Here is an 11575-nt window from a genome sequence, read left to right as displayed (position 1 = left end):
CCGCAGCGCTCAGGCGCCTATTGTCCGCTCGGCCATGCCGTCGAGAAAGACCTCGATGCAGCGCCTGGCGTGGCCGACCCGCTGCTCGCTGGTCATCAGCGAATCGCCCGGGTAGCGCTTCACCATCACGCTGAACACCATGTCCATCAGCATGCGGGCCGCCGTCTCGGGCGGGAAGGGCCGCAACGCGCCGCGCGCCTGCTGCTGTCCGAGCCACTCTGCGAGCAGATGCATCGCCGCCTGCGCCCCTTCCAGCGCGATCGCCTCGCCGATTTCCGGATAGCGGTCGGCATCGGCAACGGCCAGCCGGATGAAGGCGAGACGCTCGCGGTTCTCGACCTCGGCGATGTCGAGCCGAAATATGGCCGCCAGTGCCTCGGCCGCTGGCAGATCGTCGTCGGGACGCGGCAGGGCGAGCATGGTCCGCCGGTGATCGGCGACCATCGCCTTGAACAGGTCGGTCTTGGCCGGGAACAGGCGATAGAGCGTCTTCTTGGAAATGCGGCAGCGACCGGCCACTGCATCCATCGTCGTGCCACCATAGCCGACATCCAGGAAAAGCTCGCAGGCGATGGCGAGGATGCGCTGGCGCTCTTCGGAATCGGGTCGCTGCTTGGGCCGTCCGCGGGCTCGCACCGGCCCGCCATCGCCCGCCCGAATCTCGTGATCAATCATTAACCGTCACTCCCGGGAAACATCTTTGGGTTTGACAGGCCGAGAAATCAAGCGTTAAGAAACTCGAGAGTTTCCAAAAAGAGACACTGCATGTCCCGTCACCGCTCCGTCCCCGTTCGGCCGATGCTCCTCGCAGGGGCCGCCGTTCTCGGCATCGCTCTGGCCGGCTGCAACAGCGAGAAGGCCGCCGCCCCGCCGCCCCAGCCCCAGGCTCAGGTCAGCGTGGTCGTTCTGCGGTCCAAGCCCGTCGCCATCAGCGCCGAGCTGCCCGGCCGCGTCGCCGCGAGCCTCGTCGCCGAGGTGCGTCCGCAGGTCGGCGGTCTCGTCAAGACGCGCCTGTTTCGCGAGGGCAGCGAGGTCAAGGCCGGCGATCTGCTCTATGAGATCGACCCCGCCCCCTATCAGGCGGCGCTCGACAGCGCCGAAGCCGCGCTCGCCCGCGCCGAGGCCTCGGTGCCCAACGCCCAGGCCAAGGTCGATCGCTATCGCGACCTGATCCGCCAGAACGCGATCAGCAAGCAGGATAACGACGACGCGGTCGCGCAGCTCGCCCAGGCCCGGGCCGACGTCGCCTCCGCCCGCGCGAGTCTCGACACGGCCCGCATCAATCTCGGCTTCACCAGGGTCACGGCCCCAATCGGCGGCCGCGTCGACCGTTCGACGCTGACGCCGGGCGCGTTGGTGACGGCCAACCAGACGACGGCCCTGACCACGATCCGTCAGCTCGACCCGATCAATGTCGACGTCATCCAGTCCAGCACCAATCTGCTGAAGTTCCGCAGAGCGGTGGCCGAGGGGCGCCTGCGCTTCACCGGGCCGAACGTCGCGGTGAAGCTCAAGCTCGATGCCGGCACGGAATACGCGCAGACTGGCAAGCTCGAATTCGCCGAGGCCAATATCGACGAGACCACCGGCACCTTCACGGTGCGGGCCGAGTTTCCCAATCCCGACCGCCTGCTGCTGCCGGGCATGTTCGTGCGCGCCGTCATCCAGGAGGGCATCGCCGAGAACAGCTTCCTCGTTCCCCAGCGCGCCGTCGGCCGCAACACCAAGGGCGAGGCGACGGCGAAATTCGTCGGCGCCGATGGCAAGGTCGAAGAGCGGGTGCTCGTGGCCTCGCGCAATGTCGGCAACAACTGGCTGGTCGAGCAGGGCGTGAAGGACGGTGACCGCGTCATCGTCGAGGGCGCCCAGCTCGTGCGCGCCGGCCAGACCGTGACCGGCAACGAGGTCACGATCGACGAGGCCAGCGGCGAGCTCAAGGCCGCCAACCGCCAGGCCGCGCTGCCCGCCGGCCAGGCTCCCGGCCAGTCCGCGAAGAACTGAGCGCCATGTCCCGCTTCTTCATCGAGCGCCCGATCTTCGCCTGGGTCGTGGCCATCGTCATCATGCTGGCGGGCCTGCTCGCCCTGCGCACCCTGCCGGTCTCGCAATATCCGCAGATCGCGCCGACCACGGTCAGCATCAGCGCGAGCTATCCCGGCGCCGACGCCCAGACGGTCGAGAACTCGGTGACGAAGGTCATCGAGCAGGGCATGACCGGCGTCGACAACCTGCAATACATGTCGGCGACCTCGACCTCCTCGGGCCAGGCGACGATCACGCTGACCTTCACCAGCGGCGCCGACCCCGACGTCGCGCAGATGCAGGTGCAGAACAAGCTGCAGCTCGTCACCGCGCAATTGCCGCAGACGGTGCAGAACACCGGAATCACCGTCGCCAACGCCTCGACGGGCTTCTTGATGGTCGCCGCCTTCGTCTCGCGCGACGGGCGGATGTCGACCAACGACCTCGCCGACTATGTCGATTCGACCCTCAACGACACGCTCAAGCGCGTGCCGGGCGTCGGCTCGACCCAGCTCTTCGGCGCGGGCTACGCGATGCGGATCTGGCTTGATCCCGAGCGCCTGCAGAAGTACGCGCTGATGCCCAGCGACGTGGTCACCGCGATCCAGGCGCAGAACGTCCAGGTCTCGGCCGGCCAGCTCGGTGGCCTGCCGCAGGTCAAGGGCCAGCAGCTCAACGCCACTGTCACCGCCGTCAGCCGTCTCCAGACGGTCGGGCAGTTCGAGAACATCATCCTCAAGAGCGGCTCGTCGGGCTCGATCGTGCGGCTCAACGACGTCGCGCGCGTCGAGCTCGGCGCCAAGGACTACACCACCGCCACCCGCTACAACGGCGCGCCCGCGACCGGCCTCGCCGTCAGCCTCGCCACCGGCGCCAACGCGCTGAACACCGCCGCGGCGGTTAAAGCGACGATCGACCGCCTCAAGCCGACGCTGCCGGAGGGCATCGACGTCGTCTATCCCTTCGACACCACGCCCTTCGTGCAGGTCTCGATCGAGAAGGTCGTCCACACGTTGTTCGAGGCGATCATCCTCGTCTTCATCGTGATGTACGTCTTCCTGCAGAATTTCCGCGCGACGCTGATCCCGATGATCACCGTCCCGGTCGTGCTGCTGGGCACCTTCGGCGTGCTCGCGGTGGCCGGCTACTCCGTCAACACGCTGACGATGTTTGCGATGGTGCTCGCCATCGGCCTGCTCGTGGACGACGCCATCGTCGTCGTCGAGAACGTCGAGCGCGTGATGCAGGAGGAGAAGCTCTCGCCCAAGGAGGCGACCATCAAGTCGATGGGCGAGATCACCGGCGCACTGGTCGGCATCGCCACCGTGCTCGCGGCGGTCTTCGTTCCGATGGCCTTCTTCGGCGGCTCGGTGGGCATCATCTATCGCCAGTTCTCGATCACGATCGTCACCGCGATGGCGCTGTCGGTCGTCACGGCGCTGATCCTGACGCCGGCGCTCTGCGCCACGATGCTCAAGCCCGCCGGCGAGCATGCCGCGCGCACCGGCCCCTTCGGCTGGTTCAACCGCGGCTTCGACAAGACGCTGAACGGCTACACCGCCGGCGTCGCCGGCATGATCGCCCGGCCGATGCGCTTCATGCTGGTCTTCCTGCTGATCGGCGGCGGCATGGCCTATCTGTTCGCGCGGCTGCCCAACTCCTTCCTGCCGGACGAGGACCAGGGCGTCCTCTTCACCATCGTCCAGCTGCCGGCGGGCGCGACGCAGGACCGCACGCTCGCCGTGCTCGATCAGGTCCGGCGGCATTACCAGGAGCAGGAGAAGGACCTCGTCGAGGGCGTTCTGACCGTCAGCGGCTTCAGCTTCAGCGGCGCGGGCCAGAATGTCGGCATCGCCTTCGTGCGGCTCAAGCCCTTCGAGGAGCGCGTCGGCAAGCAGGCCTCGGCCCAGGCCGTGGCCGGGCGCGCCATGGGCGTCTTCCGCGGCATCAAGGACGGCATGGTCTTCGCGCTCGCCCCGCCCTCGATCCAGGGCTTCGGCAACAGCGCCGGCTTCGAGTTCTACCTCCAGGACGTCGCCGGCGCCGGCCATGCGCGGCTGATGGAGATGCGCAACCAGCTGCTCGGGATGGCCGCGCAGAACCCGTCGCTGACCGGCACACGCCCCAACGGCCAGGAGGACACGCCGCAATACGCCGTCGAGATCGACCAGGAGAAGGCGAGCGCGCTCACCCTTTCGCTGGGCGACATCAACACCACGCTCTCGACCGCCTGGGGCTCGGCCTATGTCAACGACTTCATCGACCGCGGCCGTGTGAAGTCGGTCTATGTCCAGGCCGACGCGCCGTTCCGGATGCAGCCGGAGGATATCGGCCGCTGGTATGTCCGCAACAGCGGCGGATCGATGGTGCCGTTCTCGGCCTTCGCCACGGGCCACTGGACCTATGGCTCGCCGCGGCTCGAGCGCTACAACGGCGCCTCGGCCGTCAACATCCAGGGCGCGGCGGCCGCGGGCATCAGCTCCGGCGCGGCGATGGACCAGATCGACGCCATAGCCCAGAAGCTGCCGCCCGGCTTCAATCATGAATGGACCGGCCTGTCCTATCAGGAGCGGCTCTCGGGCAGCCAGGCGACGGCACTCTATGCGCTCGCCATGCTGGTCGTCTTCCTCTGCCTGGCGGCGCTCTATGAGAGCTGGTCGGTGCCCTTCGCGGTGATGCTCTCGGTGCCGATCGGCATCTTCGGCGCGCTCGCCGCCGCGACGCTCTTCGGCCAGAGCAACGACGTCTATTTCAAGGTCGGCCTGCTCACCACCATCGGGCTCGCCGCCAAGAACGCGATCCTGATCGTCGAATTCGCCATCGAGGAGGAGGCGGCGGGCAAGAGCCTGATCGATGCGACGGTCGATGCCGCCCGCCAGCGCCTGCGCCCGATCCTGATGACCTCCTTTGCCTTCATCCTCGGCGTGCTGCCCCTGGCGATCGCGACGGGGGCGGGCTCCGGCAGCCAGAACGCGATCGGCATCGGCGTCATGGGCGGCATGATCGCCGCCACCGTGCTCGGCGTGTTCTTCGTGCCGCTGCTCTATGTCATCGTCGCCGGGACGGTGAGGCGCTGGCGCAAGGCTCCGGCCCAAAAACCGGCCGAGGCGACGATCGAGGCGCATTGAGATGACACGGATGACCAAGACGCCTCTCGCCCGCTGGGCCGGCATCGGCCTTGTCACGATGACGCTCGCCGGCTGCGCCGTTGGGCCCGACTATGTGACCCCCGGCCAGTTCCTGCCCGGCCAGTGGGGCAACGCTCCGAAGACGACCAAGCCGCTGGACGCGGCGCGGCTCGGCGGGTGGTGGAAGAAGCTCGGCGACCGCAAGCTGAACGCGATCGTCGAGCGCGCCGTCGCCGGCAATCTCGACGTCGCCTCCGCCAAGGCGCGCATCCGCGAGGCCCGCGCGACCCGCCGCCAGGCGATCGGCGCGCTCCTGCCGCAACTCGACGGGCAGGGCGCGGCGACGCGCTCGCGCTCCTCCGCCGCGACCTCCTCGAGCGGCTCCAACATCACCTCGAGCCTGTATCAGGCCGGCTTCGATGCGAGCTTCGAGCTCGACCTGTTCGGCGCGAACTACCGCAATGTCGAGGCGACGACCTATGGCGTCGACGCGGCCGACGAGGATCTTCGCGCGACCCTGCTGACGCTGATCGGCGACGTCGCGACGACCTATGCGGAAGCCCGCGGCGCGCAGGCGCGTATCGCGCTCGCCCGCCGCACGGCAGCCTCCCAGCGCGAGACCGAGCGGTTGACGCGCAATCGCTTCACCGCCGGTACCGCCTCGGCGCTGGATGCGGAGCGCGCCGCCGCCCAGGCCGCGACGACCGAGGCCGCGATCCCGACGCTCGAAGCGTCCTATGCCCAGAGCCTTCACCAGCTCGGTATCCTCACGGGCGAGGCGCCGACGGCGTTCGCGGGCCTCCTCGGCTCGGGCGGCCCGATCCCCGCCGCGCGCGGCACGCCGCCGGCAGGCATCCCGGCCGATGTTCTGGTCAACCGTCCCGATGTCCGCCGCGCCGAGCGCCAACTCGCCCAGACGACGGCCAAGATCGGCCAGGCGGAAGCGGCGCTCTATCCGAGCATCAGCCTGACGGGGGCCATCAGCACCACCGCGCTGAAGACCGGCGACCTCGCCAAGAACTCCTCGATCGGCTGGTCCTTCGGTCCGACGCTGAGCGTGCCGATCTTCAACGGCGGCGAGTTGCGCGCCGCGGTCGAGGTCGCGCAGGCGCAGCGCGACCAGTCCGACGCGGCGCTGCGGCTGGCCGTGCTGACCGCGCTGCAGGATGTCGAGAATTCGCTGGTCAACCTCGCCAAGGAGCGCCAGCGCGCCGGCAAACTCTCGGCCGCCGCCTCTTCCTATCGCGAGGCGGCGCGGCTCTCGCGCACGCTCTACCAGTCGGGCGCCGCGAGCTTCCTCGACGTGCTCGACGCCGAGCGTTCGCTCTACAGCGCCGAGGACACGCTGCTGCAGAGCCGCGTCGCCGTGACCTCGAACTTCGTTTCGCTGAACAAGGCGCTGGGCGGGGGCTGGGACAAGCCGGTCGAGGTCGAGCGCAAGCGGGTCGTCGACGTCGACACCGGCCCGCATCTGCGTGCCGCCTACTGAGCCGTCGCGATTTCGCTGGCGGTTGCGAGGTCGCGGATGGCCGCGGTCACCGTCTCGACGAATCCCAGCGCCAGCGGCGAGCGGAAGCGCCCCGCCGGCCAGACGACCCCGATGTCGTAGAGGACCTCCGGGCGGAACGGGCGGGTGACGATGCCGCGGCCGCGATACTCCGCGGCCGTGTAGGGATCGACGATTCCCACCCCGGCCCCGGACGCAACCAGCGAGCAGGCGATCATCGACAGCGGGGTCTCGACCTTGATCGGCCGTGTGACCCGCGCAGCCGAGAACAGGGCGTCGGTGCGGTAGCGCCACTGCGTCGATCCGGCCAGCGAGACGAAGGGCTCGCCGACGAAATCCAGCGGTTCGAGGACGGCCTTCTCGCAGAGCCTGTGCCCCTCCGGCAGCACGGCCACGGCCGGCACCGAGGGCAACTGCTCGACATCGATATGCGGGAAGTCGAGCGGGTACTGCGCGAAGCCGATGTCGCAGAAGCCGGTCGCGACCCAGTCGACCACCTGCGAGGAGATGCTGCCGTAGATCGCGATCTCGAGGCCGGGCTTGTCTTTCATATAGGCAGCGACCAGCCGCGGCAGGAAGCCGACATTGAAGGTCGGCAGTGCTGCGATCCTCAGGCTGCCCGACAGCCCTTCGCGCAGGTTGCGGGCGGTGTTCTCGATCTGCTCGAGCCCGACGAACTGCCGCTCGACCTCACGGTATAACGACAGCGCCTCGTTCGTCGGCACGAGCCGCGTTCCCCGCCGCTCGAACAGCGTCAGACCGAGCACATACTGCAGATCGTGGATCAATCTCGTCACGGCTGGCTGGCTGATATTCAGCGCCCTTGCCGCTGAAGTTACCCCTCCGGTGACGATGACGGTCCGAAAAGCTTCGATTTGACGAGGATTCAGCATCGCTTCCGCCGTGCAAAGCTGAACCATAACATTTTCGTATGGATTGCGCGAATGATTCGATTTGACCCGTTACAATCTGTCGCAGAACCTTCACGGATCACTCGCAAAAATGAGGAGGGGTTCATGAAATTCTCTTGGGTAGGACTGCTGCTGACGACGACGGCGCTGGCGACGTCCGGTGCGGCCATGGCGCAGCAGAAGACGATGTATGTCGCCGGCTATGGCGGCTCCTTCGAACAGACCATGCGCAAGGATATCCTGCCGGTCTTCGAGAAGCAGGCCAACGTCAAGATCGAGTACGTCGCCGGCAATTCGACCGACACCCTCGCCAAGCTCCAGGCCCAGAAGGGCAACCAGCAGATCGACGTCGCCATCGTCGATGACGGCCCGGCCTATCAGGCGGTTGCGCTGGGCTTCTGCGGCACGCTGACCGACGGCCCCGTCTATAAGGACGTCGCCCCGGTGATGCGGTTCAAGTCCAACAAGGGCGTCGGCCTCGGTCTCGTCGCGACGGGCCTGTTCTACAACACCAAGATCTTCGCCGAGAACAAGTGGCCGGCACCGACCTCCTGGAACGATCTGAAGTCGAAGACCTACGGCAAGAAGATCGTCACCCCGCCGATCAACAACACCTACGGCCTGCATGCGCTGATCGCGATGGCGCAGATCGGCGGCGGCGGCGAGAGCAACATCGAGCCGGGCTTCAAGACCTTCAAGGACGAGATCAACCCCAACATCGTCGCCTATGAGCCGTCCCCGGCGAAGATGACGGAGCTGTTCCAGAACGGCCAGGCCGTGCTCGGCGTCTGGGGCTCGGGTCGCGTCAAGGCCTTCGCCGATACCGGCTTCCCGGTCGCCTTCGTCTATCCGAAGGAAGGCAGCTTCGCGCTGGGTATTGCCGCCTGCCCGGTCGAGGGCGCCAAGAATCCCGCCGAGGCCAACGCCTTCATCCAGTTCATGCTCTCGCCTGCGATCCAGAAGATCATGGCCACCGGCGCCGGCTTCGGCCCCGCCAACACGACCGTGACACTGACCAAGGACGAGCAGAAGGGCCTGCCCTACGGCGACGAGGTGAAGAAGCTCAAGGCCGTTGACTGGGACATCGTCAACGCCAAGCGCGAGGAGTGGACCAAGCGCTGGAACCGCGAGGTTGAGCGGTAAGGCTCGGTTCGCTCACGAACCTCACCGTCATCCCGGACGCAGCGAAGCGAAGATCCGGGATCCATCCTAGGGCACGTCGCGTCCTCGGATGGATCCCGGGTCAAGCCCGGGATGACGGGCGCGTTTCCGCGACCTCATTTACGAAATCAGCAAGACATCCATGTCCCATCTCGTCCTCGATGGCCTGACCAAGCGCTTCGGCGGCTTTACCGCCGTCGACGCCATGAACCTCTCCGTCGAGCGCGGCGAGTTCGTCTCCCTGCTCGGTCCCTCCGGCTGCGGCAAGACCACCACGCTGCAGATGATCGCCGGCTTCGTCGATGTCGACCACGGCGGCATCCGGCTCGACGGCGCCGATCTGGTCTCGGTCGCGCCCAACAAGCGCGGTCTCGGCATCGTCTTCCAGAGCTATGCGCTCTTCCCGCACATGACCGTGGCGGAGAACATCGCCTTCGGTCTCGAAATGCGCGACATCGCCAAGGCTGACCGCGACCGGCAGACGCTGGCCGCGATGGACCTCGTCGGGCTGAAGGGCTTTGCCGACCGCTATCCGCGCCGCATGTCGGGCGGCCAGCAGCAGCGCGTGGCGCTGGCGCGGGCGCTGGTGATCAAGCCGGCGCTGCTTCTCCTCGACGAGCCGCTCTCCAACCTCGACGCCAAGCTGCGCGAGGAGATGCAGGGCGAACTGCGCCAGATCCAGCGTTCGATCGGCACCACCACGATCCTCGTCACCCACGACCAGCACGAGGCGATGGCGCTCTCGGACCGCATCGTGCTGATGAACCAGGGCCGCATCGAGCAGATCGGCGCGCCCCACGAGGTCTATGACCGGCCGGCCAGCGCCTTCGTCGCGAGCTTCCTCGGCAAGACCAATGTGCTCGCCGCCGCCGGAGACGGGCAGGGCGCGGTCACCGTCGGGGACTTCGTCTTGCCGCTGCCGGGCGCCGGCAAGGGGCCGCTGCAGCTCGCCGTCCGGCCCGAGCGCCTGACCTTTGCGCTGGCCGGCGAGGCCGGTCTCGAGGCCCGCATCACGGGCCGCGTCTTCCAGGGCACGCATTGGCTGCTCGCCGCCGAGAGCGCGGCGGGCACGCTCACCCTGATGCGCGGCAATGACGGCGCCGCGGTCCCGGGCGAGGGCGAGATGGTGCGCCTGCGCTTCTCGGCCGCCGACGCAGCCCTCCTGCCCGCCGGAGCGGCGGCATGAGCGGTGTCGTCACGCAGCGCAACGCGCCCTTCCTGCTGACGGGGCCGGCGCTGCTGGTCTTCCTCGGGCTGGTGATCATCCCGCTCGGCATGACCGTGCTTCTCTCCTTCTACGACTGGGGGCAGTACAAGGGCATCGTCCCGGAATTCACGCTGAAGAACTGGATCGAGGTCTTCACCGACTCCTATTTCTTCGAGATCTTCATGCGGACCTTCCGCATCGCCTTCCTGGTGACGCTGGCGGCGATCGTCATCGGCGTGCCCGAGGCCTATATCCTCAACCGGATGTCGCCGGCCTGGCGCAGCGCCTTCCTGCTGGTGATCATCGGCCCGCTTTTGGTCTCGGTCGTGGCGCGCACGCTCGGCTGGGCGCTGCTCCTGGGCTCGACCGGCCTCGTCAACCAGGGCCTGATCGCGCTCGGCCTGATCAAGACGCCGCTCGAATTCATGTTCACCGAGACCGGCGTCGTCATCGCGCTGATCCATGTGCTGATCCCCTTCATGATCCTCGCGGTCTGGGCCTCGCTGCAGCGGCTCGACCCGCAGATCGAGAATGCGGCGCTCTCGCTCGGCGCCGGCCGCATCACGATCTGGCGGCGCGTGATCCTGCCGCAGATCGTGCCGGGCATCCTCTCGGGCTCGATCATCGTCTTCGCGCTGGCGGCGAGCGCCTTCGCCTCGCCGGCGATCATCGGCGGGCGCCGTCTGAAGGTCGCCTCGACGCTGGCCTATGACGAGTTCCTGAACACGCTGAACTGGCCGCTGGGGGCCGCGGTGGCGACGCTGCTGCTCGTCGCGCTCGTGCTGATCACCGTTGGCTCCAACCGCCTGATCGAGCGCCGCTACGCACAGGTGTTCGAATGAGACGCAACGGCATCGCCGCTCTGATCTTCCATGGGCTCTTCGTCGTCTTCATGCTGGCGCCGCTGCTGATCGTCTGCGTCGTCGCCTTCACGCCCGAGGGCTATCTCTCGCTGCCGACGCGCGGCCCGAGCCTGCGCTGGTTCCGGGCGATCTTCGATTACCCTGAATTCATCCGCGCCTTCCGCGATTCGCTCTGGCTGGCGGCTTTGTCCTCGACCATCGCGATCGGGCTTGCGGTGCCGGCGGCGCTCGCCATCGCGCGCTACCGCTTCCCCGGACGCGAGGCGATCACGGCGCTGTTCATGTCGCCGCTGATGGTCCCGCATGTCGTGCTCGGCATCGCCTTCCTGCGCTTCTTCACGCAGATCGGCATCTCCGGCACCTTCGTCGGGCTGGTGCTGAGCCACATCATCGTGGTCATCCCCTTCGCGCTGCGGCTCGTGCTGGCGGCCTCCTACGGCATCGACCGGCGCATCGAGCATGCCGCGATCTCGCTGGGCGCCGGCACGGCCACGGTCTTTCGCCGGGTGACGCTGCCGCTGATCCTCCCGGGCGTTGTCTCCGGCTGGCTGCTGGCGGCGATCAACTCCTTCGACGAGGTCACGATGACCGTGTTCATCGCCTCGCCCGCGACCGTGACGCTGCCGGTGCGCATGTTCCTCTACATCCAGGACAACATCGACCCGCTGATCGCGGCGGTCTCCGCCTGCCTGATCGCCATGACCGCGATCCTGCTCTTCGCGCTCGACCGCCTGTTCGGGCTCGACCGCCTCTTCGTCGGATCCGGAAAGGGCTGA

The 11575-nt window shown here is 67.6% G+C and carries 9 protein-coding genes; 7 read left to right on the top strand and 2 right to left on the bottom strand.

Annotated elements, in window-relative coordinates; genetic code table 11:
- Positions 1-9: 9 nt before the first annotated feature.
- The gene (locus tag SJY11_RS23550) at positions 10-675 is read right to left on the bottom strand and encodes a TetR/AcrR family transcriptional regulator (RefSeq protein ID WP_376989133.1); all 666 of its coding nucleotides are present in this window, start codon (positions 673-675) and stop codon (positions 10-12) included.
- Positions 676-765: 90 nt separating this feature from the next.
- Here SJY11_RS23550 and SJY11_RS23545 point away from each other — a divergent pair, with 90 nt between their 5' ends.
- The 3 genes from SJY11_RS23545 to SJY11_RS23535 are packed head-to-tail and all read left to right on the top strand — an operon-like array spanning position 766 to position 6639.
- Positions 766-2001, top strand: a complete 1236-nt coding sequence (locus SJY11_RS23545) for an efflux RND transporter periplasmic adaptor subunit (RefSeq protein ID WP_376989132.1) — start codon at positions 766-768, stop codon at positions 1999-2001.
- A 5-nt stretch (positions 2002-2006) separates the two neighbouring features.
- Entirely contained in the window at positions 2007-5150 is a 3144-nt protein-coding gene (locus SJY11_RS23540) for an efflux RND transporter permease subunit (protein ID WP_376989131.1), read from the top strand.
- Positions 5151-5160: 10 nt separating this feature from the next.
- Positions 5161-6639, top strand: a complete 1479-nt coding sequence (locus tag SJY11_RS23535; protein WP_376989130.1) for an efflux transporter outer membrane subunit — start codon at positions 5161-5163, stop codon at positions 6637-6639.
- On the opposite strand, the gene SJY11_RS23530 is transcribed toward SJY11_RS23535, so the two are convergent.
- Positions 6633-7550 carry a LysR family transcriptional regulator gene (locus SJY11_RS23530; RefSeq protein WP_326909279.1) on the bottom strand — a complete coding sequence of 306 codons (918 nt, stop codon included), beginning with the start codon at positions 7548-7550 and terminating at the stop codon, positions 6633-6635. The two genes, SJY11_RS23535 and SJY11_RS23530, sit on opposite strands and share 7 nt — an antisense overlap.
- A gap of 123 nt (positions 7551-7673) precedes the next feature.
- Here SJY11_RS23530 and SJY11_RS23525 point away from each other — a divergent pair, with 123 nt between their 5' ends.
- The 4 genes from SJY11_RS23525 to SJY11_RS23510 all read left to right on the top strand — a co-directional run bounded on the left by SJY11_RS23525 (position 7674) and on the right by SJY11_RS23510 (position 11575).
- Positions 7674-8711 (top strand): ABC transporter substrate-binding protein, encoded by a 1038-nt coding sequence (locus SJY11_RS23525; RefSeq protein ID WP_376989129.1) that lies wholly within the window; start codon positions 7674-7676, stop codon positions 8709-8711.
- Between the two features lie 160 nt (positions 8712-8871).
- Complete coding sequence (locus SJY11_RS23520) at positions 8872-9915, top strand: ABC transporter ATP-binding protein (RefSeq protein WP_376989128.1); 1044 nt, start codon at positions 8872-8874, stop codon at positions 9913-9915.
- Complete coding sequence (locus SJY11_RS23515) at positions 9912-10778, top strand: ABC transporter permease (protein WP_376989127.1); 867 nt, start codon at positions 9912-9914, stop codon at positions 10776-10778. Before SJY11_RS23520 ends, SJY11_RS23515 begins: the two co-directional genes overlap by 4 nt.
- Complete coding sequence (locus SJY11_RS23510; RefSeq protein ID WP_376989126.1) at positions 10775-11575, top strand: ABC transporter permease; 801 nt, start codon at positions 10775-10777, stop codon at positions 11573-11575. The genes SJY11_RS23515 and SJY11_RS23510 overlap by 4 nt, the downstream gene beginning before the upstream one ends.

Source organism: Allobosea sp. R86505, assembly GCF_042466375.1.
Lineage (GTDB): Bacteria > Pseudomonadota > Alphaproteobacteria > Rhizobiales > Beijerinckiaceae > Allobosea.
This window is presented reverse-complemented; position numbering and strand designations above follow the sequence as displayed.